18 protein-coding genes are annotated in these 20,477 nt (G+C 48.5%); 7 read left to right on the top strand and 11 right to left on the bottom strand.

Translation table 11 applies throughout. The annotated features are described in order from the left end of the window. Positions 1–18: 18 nt before the first annotated feature. Together HRM2_RS10800 and HRM2_RS10795 are read right to left on the bottom strand one after the other, a co-directional pair. Positions 19–1,317 (bottom strand): CBS domain-containing protein, encoded by a 1,299-nt coding sequence (locus tag HRM2_RS10800; protein WP_015904049.1) that lies wholly within the window; start codon positions 1,315–1,317, stop codon positions 19–21. Then, the gene (locus HRM2_RS10795) at positions 1,314–2,150 is read right to left on the bottom strand and encodes a hypothetical protein (protein WP_015904048.1); all 837 of its coding nucleotides are present in this window, start codon (positions 2,148–2,150) and stop codon (positions 1,314–1,316) included. The genes HRM2_RS10800 and HRM2_RS10795 overlap by 4 nt, the downstream gene beginning before the upstream one ends. Before the next feature lie 193 nt (positions 2,151–2,343). Between HRM2_RS10795 and HRM2_RS10790 the strand changes: the two genes are divergently transcribed. The 4 genes from HRM2_RS10790 to HRM2_RS10775 all read left to right on the top strand — a co-directional run bounded on the left by HRM2_RS10790 (position 2,344) and on the right by HRM2_RS10775 (position 7,458). Continuing rightward, the gene (locus HRM2_RS10790; protein WP_015904047.1) at positions 2,344–2,898 is read left to right on the top strand and encodes a glycine cleavage system protein R; all 555 of its coding nucleotides are present in this window, start codon (positions 2,344–2,346) and stop codon (positions 2,896–2,898) included. Between the two features lie 15 nt (positions 2,899–2,913). Further along, on the top strand, positions 2,914–4,287 hold the full coding sequence (locus tag HRM2_RS10785) for a PFL family protein (RefSeq protein WP_015904046.1): 1,374 nt from the start codon (positions 2,914–2,916) through the stop codon (positions 4,285–4,287). Between the two features lie 72 nt (positions 4,288–4,359). Then, positions 4,360–5,526: an MFS transporter gene (locus tag HRM2_RS10780; RefSeq protein ID WP_015904045.1), complete on the top strand. Its 1,167-nt coding sequence runs from the start codon at positions 4,360–4,362 to the stop codon at positions 5,524–5,526. Positions 5,527–5,781: 255 nt separating this feature from the next. Next, positions 5,782–7,458 carry an IS1634 family transposase gene (locus tag HRM2_RS10775; RefSeq protein WP_015902846.1) on the top strand — a complete coding sequence of 559 codons (1,677 nt, stop codon included), beginning with the start codon at positions 5,782–5,784 and terminating at the stop codon, positions 7,456–7,458. A gap of 320 nt (positions 7,459–7,778) precedes the next feature. Here the strand turns inward: HRM2_RS10775 and HRM2_RS10770 are convergent, their stop codons facing one another. The 7 genes from HRM2_RS10770 to HRM2_RS10740 all read right to left on the bottom strand — a co-directional run bounded on the left by HRM2_RS10770 (position 7,779) and on the right by HRM2_RS10740 (position 13,904). Beyond that, the gene (locus HRM2_RS10770) at positions 7,779–8,705 is read right to left on the bottom strand and encodes an ArsA family ATPase (protein WP_015904044.1); all 927 of its coding nucleotides are present in this window, start codon (positions 8,703–8,705) and stop codon (positions 7,779–7,781) included. A gap of 9 nt (positions 8,706–8,714) precedes the next feature. Next, positions 8,715–9,017 (bottom strand): hypothetical protein, encoded by a 303-nt coding sequence (locus HRM2_RS10765; RefSeq protein WP_015904043.1) that lies wholly within the window; start codon positions 9,015–9,017, stop codon positions 8,715–8,717. A gap of 1 nt (position 9,018) precedes the next feature. Beyond that, a complete protein-coding gene (locus HRM2_RS10760; RefSeq protein ID WP_015904042.1) occupies positions 9,019–9,450 on the bottom strand; it encodes a hypothetical protein in 432 nt (143 codons plus the stop codon). After that, complete coding sequence (locus tag HRM2_RS10755) at positions 9,451–11,220, bottom strand: carbon starvation CstA family protein (protein WP_015904041.1); 1,770 nt, start codon at positions 11,218–11,220, stop codon at positions 9,451–9,453. A 216-nt stretch (positions 11,221–11,436) separates the two neighbouring features. Beyond that, positions 11,437–12,318, bottom strand: a complete 882-nt coding sequence (map, locus tag HRM2_RS10750) for a type I methionyl aminopeptidase (protein ID WP_015904040.1) — start codon at positions 12,316–12,318, stop codon at positions 11,437–11,439. A gap of 4 nt (positions 12,319–12,322) precedes the next feature. Next, the gene (miaB, locus tag HRM2_RS10745) at positions 12,323–13,705 is read right to left on the bottom strand and encodes a tRNA (N6-isopentenyl adenosine(37)-C2)-methylthiotransferase MiaB (RefSeq protein ID WP_015904039.1); all 1,383 of its coding nucleotides are present in this window, start codon (positions 13,703–13,705) and stop codon (positions 12,323–12,325) included. Beyond that, positions 13,695–13,904, bottom strand: a complete 210-nt coding sequence (locus HRM2_RS10740) for a DUF4911 domain-containing protein (RefSeq protein WP_015904038.1) — start codon at positions 13,902–13,904, stop codon at positions 13,695–13,697. Before HRM2_RS10740 ends, miaB begins: the two co-directional genes overlap by 11 nt. A gap of 169 nt (positions 13,905–14,073) precedes the next feature. On the opposite strand from HRM2_RS10740, the gene recJ reads away from it, so the two are divergent. The 3 genes from recJ (at position 14,074) to HRM2_RS10725 (ending at position 17,225) form a co-directional block, all read left to right on the top strand. Continuing rightward, positions 14,074–15,792, top strand: coding sequence for a single-stranded-DNA-specific exonuclease RecJ (recJ, locus tag HRM2_RS10735; RefSeq protein ID WP_015904037.1), 1,719 nt, complete (start codon positions 14,074–14,076; stop codon positions 15,790–15,792). Positions 15,793–15,903: 111 nt separating this feature from the next. Beyond that, positions 15,904–16,332, top strand: a complete 429-nt coding sequence (locus tag HRM2_RS10730) for a hypothetical protein (RefSeq protein ID WP_015904036.1) — start codon at positions 15,904–15,906, stop codon at positions 16,330–16,332. A gap of 317 nt (positions 16,333–16,649) precedes the next feature. Further along, on the top strand, positions 16,650–17,225 hold the full coding sequence (locus HRM2_RS10725) for a hypothetical protein (protein ID WP_015904035.1): 576 nt from the start codon (positions 16,650–16,652) through the stop codon (positions 17,223–17,225). Here HRM2_RS10725 and HRM2_RS10720 read toward each other — a convergent pair. Continuing rightward, positions 17,220–17,852, bottom strand: a complete 633-nt coding sequence (locus HRM2_RS10720; RefSeq protein WP_015904034.1) for a TetR/AcrR family transcriptional regulator — start codon at positions 17,850–17,852, stop codon at positions 17,220–17,222. The genes HRM2_RS10725 and HRM2_RS10720 overlap by 6 nt on opposite strands. Positions 17,853–18,002: 150 nt before the next feature. Further along, entirely contained in the window at positions 18,003–20,435 is a 2,433-nt protein-coding gene (locus HRM2_RS10715; RefSeq protein WP_015904033.1) for a glycogen/starch/alpha-glucan phosphorylase, read from the bottom strand. Between the last annotated feature and the right edge of the window lie 42 nt (positions 20,436–20,477).

Here is a 20,477-nt window from a genome sequence, read left to right as displayed (position 1 = left end):
TCTGTCGGTGGGCACCTCTCAATCGGGCAGGAGATCGTAAAAATACATCATGACATCCGACCGGGTGACAATGCCGATAATCCTGTCGTTGTCCATGACCGGGATTCGGCCGATGTCATGCCGAATCATCAGCCTTGCCGCATCAATTGCACTTCGCTCGGCCGTGATCGAAACCACGTCCCGGCTCATGAAGGCCTTGACCGGGGATCTCATGTGGTTGGCCTTTCTGATCTTTCTAAAATCCCGGCGAGAAATCACCCCAACCATGTTATCCTGGTCGTCCACAACCGGAAGTCCTGAACAGCCAAGTTCCCGGAGAAACATGGCAACCTGGCCCACCTCGGTGTTCTGGTTAACCGTTTTAACCGGGTAGGACATGATATCGCTGAGCATCACCGAGGTCTGTTGATTGCCCTTTATCATCTCAATGAGCATCTCTTCAATCACAGCGGGATTGGTGGATTTCAGCAGGGCCGAACCTGCCCCGGGATGGCCACCGCCTCCCATGCTCCGCATGATGACACCGATATTCAGCTCATCCAGGTTGCTCCGGCCAATGACCATGCAGCGGTCCCGTTCAAGGTCACGGAAGATGCCAAAGGCTGCGTCCACATTGACGATTTCCCGATACATCTGAACCACCACCGAAAGGTTCTGCACGTGGCCTTGAATGTCCATATTTGAAATCGAAATGTTAAAATGGGAAATTTCCCTTCGCTCGGCGTTCTGAATCATTTTAAACAGGATATCCTTCTGCTTCTTGCCATAGGCCTGGCGCAAAAAGGTACCAAGGATATTCAAGTCCGCTTTTCGGTCAAGAAGGTAACCCGCAGCCCTTGCATCTTCTGCCAGGGTGGAGGGAAAGGTCAGGTTTCCCGTATCCTCATAAAGCCCCATGAGAAACAAGGTGGCCTGGATGGGTGTGATGATTTTTCTCAACCTTAAAAGTTCCCGAATCAGAAGGGTAATGGCTGCACCCATCTCTTCCCTGACCACCTCACTCGCCTTAATATCGCCCTTTACATGGTGATCCCAGAGGATTATGTGCAGGTCCTTTCGTCCCTTTAACGGCTTCATTCCCTCAAGCCGGGACCAGGAATTGGTGTCAACCACAATAAGGGTGTTGACCTCATCAAGGTCAATCTCTTTGATTGAATAAAAATTAAACAGATCCTTGTGGATGGATAGAAACGCCTTGAGATTGGGATTTATGGTTTTGGGTAGCACGGGCAACGCCCCGGGATAGATCATGCTTGCCGCCACAAGGCAGGCAAGGGCGTCAAAGTCCGTTCCCTTGTGTGTGGTGATGATTTTCATGGTTCATCCTTTTTATCATTGGGCCGAATTTCAGGTTCAGTCCCCTCCTCCACATACCCAAGCATCCGCTGCCCTCGTGTATCATCATAACCAAGGCTGTTAACGGTTCCTTCCGCTCTTTTATACTCAAGCTCAAGCTCATACTTTCTCAGTTCAGTCTGGACTTCCATGCTCTTGTGGGCAAGCCGGTACTTCATGTACATGAACCAGGCAAAGAGAACAAAAACAGCGGAAACGGCAGCCACGAAAAACCACTTGAAATCAACAATGGTTTCAATTCCCGTGCGGGCAAGAAAGGTGATGAGGTTGGGAATGATCCAGTAGAGGAACACAGCGGCAAACACCAGAAAACCAATGACAAAAATGTTAAACCGGCTGATTCTAAAAAAAAGTGCTTCAATTTTATTGCCACCTTTAGGGTGGTCCTTGTCACCAGACGCCTCCCCTGGCAATTCTTCCCCCCCCAGAAAAGCCATCACGGCCTTGAGAACAAATCCAAGGAGCAGAATCATTCCCACCGGAATACCCACAGCCCCAGAGAACCATGCCCTGAAGGGAAAGGGGATATCCTTTGACACAAGTTTTACCCGATAGTTTTCAAAGGGACCAAAGGTATTTTCAAAGTAATATTTATTAAAATTAGTCATGGTCGCCCCCTTGACCTCGTAAACCACCTCATTGTTTGCATCAATAACCTGCATATAGGATTGATGGCCCGAACGCATGGTGGCAAGGACAAAAACTTCAAGTTCCACAACAAAAAAAGCAACAATGACAATCACCAGCAACACTTTGTGCTCCTGGAGAAGCTCTGTCCAGCTCTTAAATCCCATTGATTTTTTTCGTCCCCCTCTATATTCATACAATTGGAGTCCAACGCAAAAACGCTGGTATTATAATCACTGCCTGCTGAAACATCAATATTTTAATGGGTCCCGTCAGGGACTAAACCATGATTTTGGTTTACCTTCACCATGAAATATACTATGAACACCCTTTTAAATGAAGAATCAGGAGTATACATTTATGGACAAATTAATCATCACAGTCCTTGGAAAGGACAGACCAGGAATTATTGCGGCCACGGCAAAGAGCCTCTTCGACCTTAACTGCAACCTTGAAAACGTAAACCAGGTCATTCTCCAGAACCAGTTTTCCGGCATTTTCATTGTTCTGCCCCCACCGGAACTTAGCCTAAATACCGTCAAAACAACCCTTGAAAAGGACCTGGCAGACACAGGGATTTATATCCATGTGAATCTTGCCGACACGGCCCCCAACGGTAATGGAAAAGGTGAGGGAGAAAATTTTATCATAACCACCATCGGACCGGACCAGAAGGGACTTGTGGCAAAATTCACAAGAATTATTGCCGATGCAAATGTGAATGTCACAAACCTCAGGGCCGTATTCAAGGGAGGTGACACTCCCGGGGCCAACATCATGGTCTACGAAGTGCTGATCACCCCTGATACCGATCAGAAGGCCCTTTTTTCCGCTCTAAGGGACAAGGCCGCAGGTCTTGGGCTGGACGTCAGTATTCAGCACAAGAACATCTTCCAGGCCATTAACAAAATTTAGGATAAGGTGCGAACCATGTTTAACGAACAAGAGATCCTTTCCACCATTGAAATGGTCAAGAACGAACATCTTGACGTCCGGGCAGTGACCCTTGGCATTAACCTCTTTGACTGCGTGAGCCACGACCTTTCAGTGTTTAAACACAAAATCAGAGAAAAAATCGTCACCCGGGCCGAAGCCCTTGTACCTGTGTGCAACACCATTGGTGAAAAGTATGGCATACAGGTGGTAAATAAGCGCATCTCCACAAGCCCCATCGCCCTTGTGGGCGCCCCATTCAATGCCGAGCAGATGGTTGAGATCGCCATCTGCCTCAACGACATTGCCAAGGAGGTCGACATCGACTTCATGGGCGGATTCTCAGCCCTTGTGGAAAAAGGAATCGCAACCGGAGACCGATCCCTCATGGATGCCCTGCCCCGGGCCCTGGCCGAAACCCAGCGCATCTGCGCTTCGGTCAACGTTGCCACATCAAGGAGCGGCATCAACATGGATGCCGTGCTGGACATGGCAAAGGTTATTAAAAAGGCAGCGACACTAACGGCCCAGGATGACGGCATTGCCTGCGCAAAGCTGTGCGTGTTTGCCAACATCCCCCAGGATATGCCGTTCATGGCGGGCGCCTACCTGGGTGTTGGTGTTGCAGATTCCGTTATCAACGTGGGGGTCAGTGGCCCGGGGGTTGTTAAGAAAGCCATTGAAAGAGCCCTTGAGGCACGACCAAATCTCACCCTGGGCCGCATCGCCGAGGTGATAAAAACCACGGCCTGCAAGGTGACACGGGTTGGAGAACTCATCGGCCGGGAGGTTGCGGACAACCTTGGCACCCGGTTCGGGGTGGTGGACCTCTCCCTTGCCCCTACGCCAACAGTGGGTGACAGCATCGGCGAAATATTCCAGGCCCTGGGACTCACCAGCATCGGTGTTCCAGGCTCAACAGCGGCCCTTGCCATGCTCAACGATGCCGTGAAAAAAGGCGGGGCCTTTGCAAGTTCCCATGTGGGCGGCTTGAGCGGTGCCTTTATTCCAGTGTGCGAAGATCTCAACATTGCCGAGGCCGCAGAAAAAGGATACCTCACCATTGAAAAACTTGAAGCCATGACCTGTGTATGCTCGGTAGGGCTTGACATGGTACCGGTTCCCGGGGATATTTCAGAAGAAACCCTGGCCGGCATTATGGCCGATGAAATGGCCATCGGCATGATCAACAACAAGACCACGGCCACCCGGATCATTCCTGTTCCCGGAAAAAAGGCAGGGGATAGCGTCTTTTTTGGCGGACTTCTGGGTGCGGCAAAAATAATGAAAGTACCCCATGCCACAAACCAGGACTCGTTTGTTCGCCACGGGGGAAGAATTCCCGCCCCCATCCACAGCCTGAAAAATTAGACAGGGCTTAAAATTACCGGGATTGAAAAAAGATCCAGCCCCAAGGCCGGAGGAACAAGAGATGAACAAAAAATGACCGAAAACACAAAACTGAACGTCAAGGTGGTTGCAGCCCTGACACTTGTCCACTTTACCGGGGACTTTTACAGCTCGTTCACAAGTCCCCTTCTTCCAGTGTATGTGGACAAGCTTGCCCTGTCCATGGCCCAGGTGGGATTATTAACAGGAATGATACGACTCCTGGCCTTTGTGGTCCAACCCTGCGTGGGATACCTGGCTGACCGTTACCAGACCCGAGCGTTTATTCTCTGGGGAGTGTTCCTGACAGTTACCTGTATCCCCTTTTCCGGCATCGCCCCTAACTTTTATGTGTTGATGGCGGTTCTGGCGGCAGGTTCAGCCGGGTCATCCATGTTTCACCCTTCGGTCACGGGCATGCTTCCCCTTTATTCCGGCCCGAGAAGGGGGTTGTGCATGTCCATATTCAACACAGGTGGTACCCTGTCCTTTGCCATCGGCCCCGTGTTCATCTCCTGGTATGTGGGTCGATTCAGCCTTGAGGCCATGCCCTGGACAATGGTATTGGGATTGATGAGCATTCTCTTCTGCCTCCGGGCCATCCCCATGCCCGTGAGCGAAGGAATGCAGAATTCAGGTTTCTGGGGTTCGCTCAACGAAAGCCTGGGCCATGTTTGGAAACCCATTTCCTTGATCTGGATCGTCATGGTACTCAGGGCCGTTGCAGGCCAGTCGTTTATAACGTTTATGCCAATTTTTCTGGTGCAGAAAGGATATGATCTCATCTCGGTGGGGTTTATCGTTTCCCTGTTTATTCTTGCCGGTACAGTGAGCGGCCTTCTTTCAGGCTCCCTGTCGGACAGCATGGGTTTCAAACGGATTTTCTTTGTCACCCATCTGCTCATGACCCCGGCACTGCTGGCCTACCTCTTTATGCCGGGGGCCTTTGTCTATGCCGGCGCGTTCATCGGCGGTTTTTTTGCCCTGGCAACCATGCCCCTGGGGGTGCTCATGGCCCAGAGGCTTGCGCCCAAAGGAAGATCCATGGTTTCAAGCCTGATGATGGGGCTTGCCTACGGCCTTGGCGGTCTTTTCTCACCCCTGGTGGGCAAGCTTGCCGATATCTACTCCATTGAGACCGTCCTGTTCTGGACCGCCTTTGTGCCGCTCATCACCCTCATCCCCATTGTCAAATTTCCACAACTTGAAAAAGAGGCCTAAAACAGGTGGTGCCTCTCCCCATCTCCGGGCGGACACAACAAAGCACAAAACTCGACAGTAGTAGCTCACATTCGACACCCCCAACAGAAAAAAAGGACTATTTTTTGATGACTGTTTTTCTACATGATAAAAGTAAGTTATTCAAATCGCCCTAAGATAAATAATTTTTATTTACTGAATGTAATTTACCCTAGATTTTTCTAATTTGTTTTATTATAATTTGCCAAAATGAAAAACAATACATTGAGGCAATGCATGAAAGAATTACCAGAAATAGATGGGTTTACCGTTCAACATCTTCCAATCATTTCTTCATATGCCCGGAAAATAGGGATAATTGATATAATAAACACCCTGGTCCCCACTGAAATGGGGATTGATGCCGGGACAGTTATTCTTGGAATGGTACTCGATACCTTGACCGGAAGAAGCCCCTTGTACAGACTGAATACATTTTTTAAAAATCAGGACACCGAGCTTCTTTTGGGAAAAAAGACAGACCCCCGAAAATTTTCTGATTATACCGTTGGACGTGTATTGGACAGGATATACGAATACGGTGCAATGAAGGTTTTTTCAGAGATTTCCCTACGAGCCTTAGATTATTTCAACATAGACCGTAGCCATGTAAGTTTTGATACAACCTCGGTAACTGTCCAGGGGGACTACCCTTTGTATTCCAAAGATGCCGATAACAGTAAGACCATGACGATCACCTACGGCCACAGCAAGGACCACAGGCCTGATTTGAAGCAGTTCTTGGTTAAAATGCTCTGTGTTGATCGCACCATTCCGGTATTTGGTCAAACTGAAGATGGAAATGCATCAGACAAAACCATCAACAACGAGGTGCTTTCATCCATATCAAAATACATGGCGGAAAATGGAATCAAGAAAGAAGGATTTATTTACATTGCTGATTCCGCAATGGTTACCCGAAAAAACATGGAAAAGATCGGAGACGGAATTCGGTTTATCAGCCGTCTGCCTGCAACCTACAAGGAGTGTTCCCGCCTGATCCAAAAAAGCATCGTTGAGGACAATTGGACTGATCTTGGGAAATTGTCTGATACCACGGAAACCCAAAACCGACCGGCCGCTGTGTATAAAGCATGTGAATCGGAAGCGATCTTGTATGGTCGATCATACAGGGCGGTTGTGGTTCATTCAAGCGCCCACGATAAAAGACGGCAAAATCGAATTGATCGAGAGCTGAAGAATGAGCATACAGAACTTTCGAAAAGAATCAAAATCTTGTCAAAGCAGGAGTTCTTCTGCCATGCGGATGCTGAGAAAGCTGCTATAGAGATGAGCGAAGCAAAACATGTTTTTTATAAACCCGTCACCCAGGTTGTTGAAATCCCGAAATATAAACGGGGACGGCCCAAAAAAGACGGCTCCCGGGCATTGGACAAAATGATGTACAGTATCTCTTGTGAATTGGCCGAGACCGATGCTGTGGAAAATCTCAAAAAAGAAACTGGATGTTTTGTCCTGTTGTGCAATGTGGACAGGGACGGCCAGAAAGGATACAGTTCCTACGATATCCTCCGGACGTACAAAGATCAATATGGGATCGAGCAAAACTTTGGTTTCATAAAGAACACACCGATCGTGAATTCGATTTTTCTAAAAAAAGCTGAACGTATAGAGGTGCTGGCCCTTGTTCTTCTCCTGTCTCTTTTGATCTGGCGTCTTATCGAATATAACATGAGACGATATGCGAAAAAAGAGAACAAGGATCTTCCCGGCTGGAATAAAAGAAGAACTTTCAAACCCACCTCGTTTATGCTGATGATAAGTTTTCAGTATCTGATGATTTTAAAAATCGGGAATCACAGACGACTGAACAGACCCTTATCCACGAAGCAATTAGAATATTTAAAGGCGTTGGGCCTGAAGTCTCAAATATTCACAACTCCCGGCGGATAATCAATACCCCAAAAAAATGGTGGAGATTTATACTCTATGGTGCGGAATGTGAGGTAGTAGGTAGGCGGGAACGGGTGTTACTCTGAACGGGTTAAATGGCAACGGTGGGCATGGACGCCCAAGGAGTTGCCATTTTCCTCGGAGCAGGCCATGGACGGTCTGCGAGAATGAGAGAAGGGTAACACCCGTTCCCGCCTGCCGGTCGAAACGAGTTTCATATAAAAACCGGCACGGCCGGAGAGAGGGATCTGCTCTGGCAACAACGAAAGATGAAACGCCTTTGTTTGCTGTGTTTTGGAGGTGTTACATATAAAAAAAGGTTACAGCAATTTTGACCCGGTTACCCTTTCAACAAGGGTGGATGCGTCAACTTCCCAGGAATCAACAAATTGATTCAGGGTGTCAATCCCGGTGAGGGAGTCCGCCGAACTGGGTAGAGACAGCGGCCTTGAACCGGCAATGGAAAACCCGGGCAAGCCCCTGGTGTCATCAACCCTGTTCCACACAACACTCTTGACTGGGATGTTGTTTTTGCCAAGATCACTGACGATGCGCTCTGTTTCGGAAATTGAAAGACTGTCATTGTTCAGCACCACGGAAAGGGTTGTGGTGGCAGGATTCCGAAACAAGGCTTCAAGGTCCATGTACTCCTGTTTAAGGGTCATGATGCGATTCAGGATCTTATCCCGCCCATGTTCTTTGTTCCCATAACGAACTGTTGAAACGATCTTCTTTTTTTTGTTGATCTCGTTTCGCAGCTTTTCAAGCTCCTGGATCCAGATCCGGGAAAGGGTCGGCAGGAGAAAAAATTTCACGGAAATGGCCGTTGGAGGCATATCAATGATGAGGTAATCAAGGTCGGGAAAGCCCTGCATGATCTCGGTCAAGGCCCGGACAAGGGCGTGTTCCTCAAGGCCCGGGGAAAATTTTAAAACATTGAAATACCCGTCAAGGTTAAAGGCCGTGAGATAGGAATAGTTTCTTTTCAGGGAATCCCTTGTTTCCTTTAAAAAAAGCTGAATCATACGTTCACGGTCAATCTCGGCGGCAAGCAGTCCCGGCAAGATCGCCCGGGGCGTGTGGCCCAGGCGTGTCTTAAAAATATCTGAAAGGTTGTGGGCCGCATCAAAGCTTGCCACCATCACCTTTTTCCCGACCCTTGCCAGCACCATGGCAGAGATGGCCGAAACCGTTGATTTGCCGGTTCCACCCTTGCCCATGTAAAACACAAGTGAGGTTTTATTCACAGGACACCATCATGATACGTCAAAGGTGGAAAAAAGATGGGACAAGGGTTCGTTGGCCGTGTCTATCTTTTCGGTCATCAGGAGAATCTCTCTTTCCATGAGGGGTAAAAGTGACAGGGAAATCTGCATGGGAGGGGAAGGAATGCCCACAAAGGCTCCCTGGACAAGAAGGGCAAAAACGTGCTCAAGCTCTTCAAGCTCTGCCTCAATGGCATCAACGGCCTTGCCCCTTGCCACCTCGTCTGCAATTTTATAAATTGAGACAAGGTTTTTTTTCGCTTTCAAGACAAGGTCTTTAAACGGTATTTTCATCTCATTTCACCCTGAAAATTCTTTGATCAAAGGCGATACGCCTTTGGGAAGGATAGTAGTAATAAACCGCGTAGAGCCCCATGAGAATAATTGCAGAACCATGGAATTTTTCGAACTCCGCCACCACGACAAACATAGTCCACCAAGGGGTCAACTGGGATACCAGCAACAGGCGCTGTTGAAACTTGAAAAATCGGTCCGCCTGGGCGCCATGGCGATCCTTGAGGGAATGGGCAAACAGGGTTCTCATCATCAAGGGAGCGGCAAAACAAGTCACGGCACAAATGACCAGCAACAAAACCTGACCCCCTTTCTCCATATGCCACAAAGGGATAATTTCCTTTGTCCTGGCCATCCCGGAAACAACAAGCCCGGCCAGGGCCGGACCTGTCATAAGGTAGTAGGTTTTCTTCAATCCATCAACCTGTGTCATTTAACTGGCATCGCCATCAACCGACGTTAATTCCAGATCCTCGGTTTCCAGATCCTCAATTTCACCGTTGATGCTGAAAAACTTCAGGGTGCCCTCAATGGAAATCCACACGGCAATAACAAGAATGATGGCGTTGACCGTCTGGAGAAGCAGATTGTGCTGGGTACCAAATTTTGTCTGGTTGAGAACCAATGCCCAGATGGTCATGAATACCATGAAAACAGAAGGTATTCCAGCGACAACCCACTTGATTCCGCCCCTGCCCTTGAGATAAACCGTGATGATGATCAAGGCCAGGGCCGCCAGGGTCTGGTTGACTGCGCCAAAAAGAGGCCACAGTTTTAAGGCGCCTTTGCCGCCGGCACCCGTTGCAAAGGCAAGGGCCAGGGCCGTTATAACTGCGATAAAAGTGGCGATATATTTACCCGTGAGAAAATCCATGCGGACGCTGGTGAAAAGTTCGGAAATGATGTAACGCTGGATCCGTGTTGCCGTGTCAAGGGTTGTTCCTGCAAAGGATGCCACAAACACACCCATTACCACCAGGGCAATTTTAAAAGAGATACCGGTTGCAGCAATCATGTTGGCTGCGCCATTGACAAAGGCGGCAACTTTAGAACCCAGACCTGCGGCTGCAGCCCAGGACGAATAATGGGTTGACCAGGCGGCGATTCCCGTGAGGGTCTCACCGGTTTTGGTGGTATACCCCATGCCGATGCCGGCGGCTACAGCAATGATTACAAGGGTGGCAAGGGATCCTTCCATGAGCATGGAACCATACCCCACAAACAGCGAGTCTGTCTCGCTTCTCACCTGCTTGGACGAGGTACCGCTGGATACCAGGGAGTGAAATCCAGAGATGGCGCCGCAGGCAATGGTGATAAACAAAAAGGGCCACATGGGTGGAGCCTGGGCAGGTGACATCTGGACTGCCGGGGCAACGATTTCAAGATTTCCGGAGAATGCCGAGGCAAATACGCCTGCAATCAATAATGCCATGGCCACAAGGAGTTGGTGTGAATTGATGAAATCCCTGGGCTGGAGAAGGGTGGTCACGGGCAGGGTTGATGCAATAAAGGCATAGATCAAAAGAAGGATGGTCCATACGCCCGTGGCTGGAATTCCGGCCACGTCGGGCATCGTAATAGGCAGGTAGGCCCCTATGGCAACGGTCACATACATGGCAACCACGGCAATGATCGACCAGAGGACAATGCCCTTTCCCTTTTGATAGATCAGATAGCCAAGGTAGACGGCAATGGGGATTTCAAACCATACGGGCAGGACGGCTGCAGGGTACATGGCAAATACAACGGCAATGACAAGGCCGAAAATGGCTATCACAATCCATAATTCCAGGAACACCAGGATAAAAAAGAGGAATTTGGTTCGGTTATTGACATATTTGGCAGTGTAATCGGCAATGGATTTACCCTGGTTACGCATGGAAATGATCAGCGAACCAAAATCATGGACAGCACCCATGAAAATGCTGCCCACAAACACCCAGATAAGGGCCGGGACCCACCCCCATATGATGGCAACCGCGGGTCCCACAATGGGTCCAGTGCCTGCGATGGAGGTAAAATGATGACCGAAGATCACCTCCTTGTTGGTGGGAACATAGTCAATCCCGTCCTCCATGGAAACTGAAGGCGCAGACGAAGTCCCAGACAGCTTAAAAATTTTTTCGCCAATAAACCGTCCATAGAGCTTGTACATCAACAGATAACCGGCAAATGATGCGACCATGATCAACAAAGCACTCATTTAACACCCCTCTTTTTGTCATCCGCGGCACTTGGGCCGCATGGGTTATATTAGTTATCGCAACTATTATAAGGATAGTCAGCTGCTTTTAATAACTACCTGAAATCAAAAAAGTCAAGTGCTAAGGGGCCAGGTTTTATAATTTAAACTAAATTACTTGCCTTTTGGTCCATCAATCGCAACAAATCCACCAAACCCAAGCAAATGTCAATCGCACTAGTAAGGCGTAAGGCTTTCCCAACCGGTTTCAGTGACAACAATGGTCTGCTCAAACTGGGCCGACAGGGAACCGTCGTTGGTTACTGCCGTCCAATTGTCATCAAGGATATGCAGATCCCTTGCCCCAAGGTTGATCATGGGTTCAATGGTAAAGACCATGCCCGGCACAAGTTCGATACCCTGGTTCTTTCGGCCGAAATGGAGCACCTGGGGATGTTCATGGAAATCAAGACCCACGCCGTGGCCGACAAACTCGCGAACGACCGAGCATCCCTGGGATTCGGCATGGGTCTGAATGGCATAGCCGATATCGCCCAGATGGGAACCCGGCCGTACAGTATCAATGGATCGCCTTAAACACTCCAGGGCAACAGATACCACCTTTTTTGCATCAGGTCCCGGGGTACCGACGAAAAAGGTCTTGTTTGCATCGGCATAATAGCCGTCGAGGATGGGGGTGATGTCCACATTCACGATATCCCCGTCCCTGAGCACCCGATCCCCGGGAATGCCATGGCAGATAACCTCATTGACCGATACGCAAACACTCTTTGGAAATCCACGATAGTTGAGGGGAGCGGCAATGGCCCCACCCTTTCTGGTTTCGTCCTCAACCAGGGTATTGATTTCGTCCGTGGTGATGCCCGGGGCAATCATGGCGGCAACCTTGTCCATGATAGACAAAAGAAGAACTCCAGACTTACGGATGCCTTCGATCTGGTTGGGCTCTTTGAGAATAATGCCGTACCTGCGTTTGTAGGACTCTTTCAGGGTCAGCACCTGATCCTTGTCCATGCAGCAGTTTTTATACTTTTTTCCGCTTCCGCAGGGACAGGGAGCGTTCCTGCCGATCCGCCTGCTTTTTCCTTGGGTCTTCATCTATTTATCTCCCTTGCACTGCCCACAGGGAATGGGGGTAGGCATACTTTATTTTGACATCCAGGATCTCTCCAGGACAAACATTGTTTCCATAAAAATGGACAATTTTTCCCGATTCGGTTCTACCCGTCATCTGGGGAAAATCAGACGGATTTTCACCCTCATCGTGTCTCTTTTTCTGACTTAGTCCCTCCACAAGGACCTGCTCCCAGGCACCGACCAGGGCCTGGTTCTTTTGATGGGTCATCTCGTCCTGGAATTGGATGAGCTCGTTGAGTCGCTCCATCTTTTCAGCATCTTCGACCCCATCTGAAAATTTTGAGGCAGGTGCCTGGGGCCTGTCCGAGTAGGCAAAGGCAAATATGCCGTCAAACTCAACCCGTCGCACAAGGTCCATTGTTTCGTCAAAATCAGCCCGGGTTTCAGAGGGAAACCCAATAATCATGTCTGAAGAAAGGGCAATTGACGGACAATTTTTCCTGAGTTTTCCAACCCGTTCAAGATATTGTTCCTTTGTATACCCACGGTTCATTTTTTTCAATATCCGATTTGATCCAGACTGAACAGGAAGGTGAAGCTGATTGCACACCTTGTCAATATCCCTGATGGCATAAATCAAATCGTCTGAAAGATCCTTGGGATGGGAGGTGGCAAATCGAATTCTTTCAATGCCTGAAACCCGGGAAATCTGTTCGAGCAGATCCGAAAAAGAACAAATCTGCTCTTTTTGGCCGTAGGAGTTGACATTCTGACCGAGCAGGGTCACCTCTTTTACCCCGGCATCGGCAAGAATACTGATCTCCTCAACAATGCTCTCCGGGGTACGGCTTCGCTCCCGTCCCCTTACATAGGGGACCACGCAATAGGTGCAGAAATTGTCACACCCCTGCATGATGGTGACAAACCGTGACACCTTATCGTTGTCAATAAATGAAAAATCAGGCATGGCCTCGTAAATGGCCGGTGAATCTTCAACGTCCGTGATCTGCCCCCTGCCATTGAGGACGTTCATAATATGGCCTCCCAGCCGGGAAAAGGCCTGGGTCCCGAGAACAATATCAATGCAGGCGTTGCGCTTGAATACCTCTTCCGCTTCCTGCTGGGCCACGCACCCGGTCATGATGGTTATCAAATGGGGCTTTGCTTTTTTCAGGGGAGGCACCCGGCCCAGAAAGCTGAAGGCCTTTTCCTGGGCCTTCTCACGGATCGAACAGGTATTGCAGACAATGATGTCAGCCCTGTGCAGATCATTGGTCTTCACATATCCAAGGCCGCCGAGTATGAAAAAAAGCCTTTCAGTATCATAGGTATTCATCTGACACCCGATGGTGTATATGTAGGCATATCCCTTGGGATTTTCCGTATGGATCTTTTCTTTAAACGTCACTGATCATGATATCCTTTTTCAAATCTTCCATCACGGCAAACGCCTCGGAAGAACAGCCGGGGGAGATGGCAAGCCGAACAAGACCTGCGGTTGAATCAAGGGTGGTCAAAACGGCAAGATTGTCATATCCCTCAAAGATAAACTTGAGAAACCCGATCCTGCTCTTTTCCATCCGGTACAATTTATGAACGGTCTGCATTCAAAGCCCCTTTGAATTAATAAATTACAACCTTTATCTATATCATCTTTGGAGAACATCTTTCAACCCGTAATTTAAAGGATGTTGCAATTCCAGCAGAAAGAATCGATCGGGTATAGAATAATTTGACATTTTCCCACGTCCTAATATATGGTTAAAATTTTATTGGATGGGTATGGAAACAGAGTGGAAAGAAAAAAAATCGAACTCAGCCACTGTTGCAGGACTTGAAAAGGCCCTGGGATGCCATCGAATTGTTGCAACCCTTCTTGCAAATAGGGGTGTAAAAACCCCGGAAGCCGCACTGGCCTTCCTTACTCCAACCATGGAAACCCTTACCAGTCCCTTTTCCCTCAAGGATATGGACAGGGCCGTGGAACGGATTATCCTGGCCATTGAAAACAATGAACGAATACTTATTTTTGGCGATTTTGATGCAGACGGAATCACTGCAACAGCTGTTCTCAACGATTTTCTGACCCATGTCAATGGAGAAATTTCCTGGTATATCCCCCACAGAAGCAAAGAGGGATATGGGCTCAAGGTTGAGCACATTGCCATGGCAACCGAACAGCAGATCGATCTTATCGTCACAGTGGACTGCGGTTCTGACAGCTTTGAAGCCGTTGACCTTGCACGCCTGGAGGATATTGACGTCATTGTTACCGACCACCACGAGGTGCCGGACCCCGCCCCACGGGCCCTTGCCATTGTGAACCCCAAACAAAAGTGCTGCCATTCAGGTCTTGACCACCTTGCCGGAGTGGGGGTCGCCTTTTACCTTGTTATTGCCCTGAGAATGGAAATGCGCAAAAGAGGAATGTGGCAGCGGTTCACAGAGCCCAACCTGCTGGCAAGTTGCGACCTTGTGGCCCTTGGAACCATTGCCGATATGGTACCCCTGACCGCTGAGAACAGGGTCCTAACCATTGCCGGCATAGAGGTGATGCGAAGGGGGAAACGACCCGGGCTATCTGCCCTTTTTGACGTCGCAAGGATCGATGTGGCCCTTATTGACTCGGATGACATTGCCTTCAGGATCGCGCCACGGATCAACGCCGCGGGAAGAATGGCCCACGCCAGGATCTGCATTGACCTTCTGTGCTCAAGGGACCCCAGGGGAGCCGAACAAAAGGCAGACCTCCTGGACCAGCTCAACAAAAAGCGCCAGCAGACAGAACAAAGCATAGTTGCCGACATTGAACGGCGGATTTCACGACAAAACGGCGCACCCTGTAAAGATGCCCTGGTGATGTGGGATTCGTCGTGGCACCCTGGGGTTCTCGGCATTGTTGCATCAAAGATTTCCCGAAAATACGTCTGCCCAGTCGTGCTCATATCCACGGCAAACTCACCTGCCACAGGATCCTGCAGAAGCATCAACAACATCAACATCCACAGTGCCCTTGGGCAATGCAGTGACTTTCTTGAACGATTCGGGGGCCATGCCATGGCAGCCGGGCTCACAATCCAGGAAAAAAATATGGCTGCGTTTTCCCATCACTTTGAGAATACCATAAGATCCATTGTTCATGGAGAACCCCGAAAACGGATTCTGGAACTTGATTGCGCCCTTGAGATCGATACAGTCACAAAGGAGCTTATTGAGGCCATTGACAGTTTGAGACCTTTTGGAATGGGCAATCCCGAGCCACTGTTCTACTGCAAAGATATAAAAGTAACCCATTCGACCATCATCGGAATGCGCCACAGAAAGATGGAACTTGCAAAACAAACTAACGCTTCCGGCCCTTGCATCAGTGCCGTCCATTTCAACATTGATGATTTGGATTGTCTGCCCGACCACTTTGAACAAATTGCATTCCGAATACGAATGAACCGTTTTAACGGCAGGTTTTCTCCGCAAATTATTATTGAGGCATCATGATTTTTATCTTGAAACACTATCGAATTTTAGCTTATAAATAAAAAGATAAGTGTCAATGAGCATGAATAGAACGAACCAATCATTTAACGCAGATATATAGAAGGATATTCCATGGGCAAGTCATTCAGTGTAGGAAACCGGGAATCAAAGCTGCTTTCGAAAATTGAATCCTCCAAAACACGGGAAAGAGACCGTGCCATAAGTGCTGTAAGGGACAATATTGAATCCTTCAGTAACAAGGTCTCCATGCGGCTTGTGGAGACAGGGCTTGTGGAAACAGTCAGTAAAAATGCCATCCAGGAACAGATTGCAAAATGCCTTGAAACCCTGTGCAGGGCAGAGGTGTTTGACATTGATTTTAAAATCGCCCCGTTCCGAACCCTTGTGGCAAGCCCCAACGTGGTAAGTCTATACCTTACCGCCTACATTGTGGAGACCCTCATCAACCACAAGGATGTCATTGATATTTTTGGCAGCGATGAGGATATTTACTTTTGCATACAAAAAGAGACGGCCGCTCTCATGGAAAAATCCCGCTAGGATTTTCACCGGGATCACCTTCGGGATGGCCTGTTTAACCGTGCAGAACCAGTTCTTACGGCAACACCATCCCAGGTCATCCTCTGTTTTATCTCCCCCGGTATCCTCCTTTCAAACACGCCTTTTTAGCTCATTTTCGCCATTTCCTTATTGACTTATCAAATAAGTGCTGTAAAGTATCTGTATGCGATTCTTTAAAAGAATATGCTTAACCCCATGAATCTTTATCAATCCACTAAAAGAAATTCAATCAAGAACAAGCCAATATTTTAAAATCTACACACGGGGTTATTTAAACAGATAGTTCAGGAGGAAATATGAGCGATTTTTTAAAAAACCTGAGAAGCACGCATCGGGGGGCACCCCCAAGACCTTCCGGACCTACCAGAAAGGAGATCGGAGATCGATACGGCTTGGGAAGCGAGCGTAGAAAAATGACTGACCGGAGGGGTCCATTCCCCCCCCAAAGCCAATACAAGGAGACCGATGAAACAACAGAATACCTGCCCATCATAAAAGAAAGTATTGCCACCATGGCAGCAAGCCTGGAGCGAATGGCAGAGAATCAGGAGAGTCTCATACAGGCACAGATCAAACAGCACGAGTCTGTCGGTACTTTTTTTGAGAATCTCAATCAGATTCTGATGGATAGGGTTGTGCCTACCCTGGACGCTGCAAGTCAATCAAAACCCATTCAAAAGGGAACAACGAGCTATGCCTCTGGAACCCATCACACCAAGGATGAGGTGATTGAGATAATCCGCGACATGCGTAAAAAGCGGTCAACCTTTGCAGAAATTGCCCAGGCTCTCATGGACAAGGGCATACCGACCTTCTCAGGAAGGGGTGACTGGCATGCCCAGACCATCCATAGACTCTGCAAGGAGTCATAGATTTCTCAAACCCGCAACAATAAGGTCAAAGGCTGTCTCAAGGGTCTGCTTTACAAAATCTTTTTCATTGTTGAGCAGACGCTTGCTGTCCACCCAGAGAACTACGCCCGAATAGGTCGCCCAGATGATATCAGCAAGGGCAACCGGATGTTTGTCAACAAACACACCCTGATCAATGCCTTCCTGCACGATGGAGGTGATAGCCCCCAATGCATCTCCAGATGCCTCCTTGATCTGCTGCAGAACCTCGCCGGACAAATTCTTCAGGGTTTCCCCGGCCTGGAGGTGAAACAGGTTGATCAACACCATGGCATCATACTCGTAGACATTGATAAAGGCGTCCCGCAGGGCATAAATTTTTGCCTCGGGACTCATGTTTCTTTCATCCACGTAATCCCGTATCTGCCGGGTGAGGTATTTGAGGATATCAATGGAAAGGGAGGTGTGAAGTTCCTCCTTATTTTTAAAATAAAGATACAGGGTGCCCGGACTCAACTCAGCCTCGCCTGCAATCTCCTCCATGGTTGCCCGGTTAAACCCCTTGGCAGAGAATACAAGCTTTGCAGCCTCCATTATCTGTCTGCGACGTTCTTCTTTTTCTCTAATTTTGCGCTCATGAATTCCCATGTGTTTCCCCGTCATACTTTGAATGCAATTTAGTCCGTACAAATTGATTTATTAAATACATCTATAGGTTGAAAATCGCAAGTAAAACTTTGAGAAAACAAGCAAGCAAAGAGAATTTTCTTGAAAATCACATTAAAAGAGCTCGATCCTTCAGGGAAAAGGCTTGATTTTCCAGATATCATCCGCATATTCACGGATTGCCCTGTCACTTGAAAAATATCCGGTCCTTGCCGTATTTAAAATAGATCGTTCCGCCCATTGCTTTTTATTGCAGTAATCTGTCACCACCTGGTTCTGGGTTTCAACGTAGGCAGAAAAATCTGCCATGTTAAAATAGTAATCCCCGAAATCTACCACAGCATCATGGAGCCTTTTAAAAATGCCCGGGTCTTTTTTACAGAAGAGATCCGAACGGATGACATTCATGACCCGCATCAGATCTGGATTATTCTCAATGTAATCCCTGGGGTTGTAATGTTTTCTCATGGCCGCTATTTCATCGACCTTGAGACCAAAAATATAGAGATTTTCCAGGCCGACCCTCTCGGCTATCTCAACAGTTGCACCGTCAAGGGTGCCAACAGTTAAAGCACCGTTCATGGCAAATTTCATATTGCCCGTTCCAGAAGCTTCCATGCCTGCACACGAGATCTGTTCACTCACATCCGCCCCAGGAATGAGTGCCTCGGCAAGGGAGACCCTGTAATCTGGAATAAAGACCACTCTTATCCAGGGACTTACTTCAGGATCATTGTTTATCACATCTGCAACCCCATGGATCAAACGGATGGTAAGCTTTGCATTGACGTACCCAGGAGCTGCTTTACCGGCAAAAATAAAAGTTCTTGGTGCCCCGGGAATTTGTTTGTCCTCTTTTATTTTCAGATAGGTGTGAACAATGTTTAAAACATTGAGAAACTGGCGTTTGTATTCATGGATTCTTTTGGCATGAATGTCAAAGATAGAGTCAGGATCAACTTCCACATAGGTTGTTTCGCCTATAATTTCAGCGAGATCAATCTTGTTTGCCCGTTTCACCTGGGCAAATCGCTCAAGAAACACACTGTCATGGACCAGGGGTTCAAGCCGTTTTAACTGGTCAAGGTCAGAAATCCAGCCATCCCCAATGGCCTCAGTGATCAGTCCTGAAAGGCCGGGATTTGCCGAGAGAATCCACCGTCTGGGGGTGACACCGTTGGTCTTGTTGTTGAACCGTTCAGGCCAGAGCCGGTAAAAATCAGGAACAAGATTGTTTTTGACAAGTTCAGAATGAATCCGTGCAACCCCGTTCACGGAATGGCTGCCGATGATGGCAAGGTTTGCCATCAAAATCCGCTGCTCACCCCCCTCCCTGATGATCGACATGGATTTTACCAGGCGGGTATTGTTTGGAAACCGCTGCTTGACAAGTTCTATAAACCGTCGGTTGATTTCATAGATAATCTGGAGATGACGCGGGATCACCCTTTTAAGAATCGATACTGGCCAGGTTTCAAGGGCTTCAGGTAGAAGGGTGTGGTTAGTATAGCCAAGGGTTTTCGTGGTGATTTTCCAGGCCGGGTCCCATTCAAGACCATGAACATCCACCAGAACCCGCATGAGTTCAGCCACGGTCAGAGCAGGATGGGTGTCGTTCAGCTGGATGGCCACCTTGTCGGGGAATTGATCAAACCCTTCATGGTCCTTCAAATAAATGCGAATAATATCCTGAACAGAGCAGGCCACCAGGAAATATTCCTGCACAAGCCGTAACTCCCTGCCGGCCGCCATGGAATCCGATGGGTAAAGGATCTTTGAGATGGATTCAAACTGTATCTTCTCCTCAACAGCCCTGAAATAATCCCCCTCGTTAAAGACCTGCATGTCAAAATCTTCACTTGCCCAGGCGGAAAAAAGCCGAAGCCGGTTGACCGTTCGTCCGCCAAAGCCTGCAATGGGAATGTCATGGACCCGTCCAAGGATAAGTTTCCAGTCCACCCACATGGGGTTGTATTCACCTTCCCTGTCCTCGGTTCCCTGAATTCTGCCGTATACGGGAACCATGCAGCGCACATCCGAGCGGGCAAGCAACCAGGGTGACGATCGGTTGGGCCAGAAATCTGGGTTTTCCCGCTGCTCTCCTGCCATTATGGTCTGCTTGAAAAGCCCATAATCATAGTTGATGCCATAGCCGAAGCCCGGCATATCAAGGGTGGCAAGAGAATCAAGGTAACAGGCGGCAAGGCGGCCTAAGCCCCCATTGCCAAGGGCCGGATCGTGCTCCTCGTTAAGGAGATCGTCAAGGTCGATGTTCATGGTTTTGAGAATATCCCTGCACTCTTTCTCGATTCCAAGATTCAACAGGTTGTTGGACAGCAACCGCCCTGGCAGAAACTCAATGGAAAGGTAGTGCATTCTTTTGGCATCGGCCTTCGTGTATCTATCCTCGGTCTCCATGGTGATATCGATGAGCAGCATTCTCACCACAGATGAGACAGCATTAAAAAGATCCTTTTGACTGGCATCTTCAATTTTTTTGCCCCGAACATAACGAAGATACTGACCCATGGCGGCTTTAAATCCGGAAAGGTCAATTTTATTCATGGGTGTCACCCCCCTATATTTTATGGATAAAAGAGATCGAAA

Origin of the sequence: Desulforapulum autotrophicum HRM2, assembly GCF_000020365.1 — a bacterium.
Taxonomy (GTDB): domain Bacteria; phylum Desulfobacterota; class Desulfobacteria; order Desulfobacterales; family Desulfobacteraceae; genus Desulforapulum; species Desulforapulum autotrophicum.
Note: the sequence above shows the minus strand (reverse complement) of the source record. Positions and strands in the feature narration are given on the sequence as shown.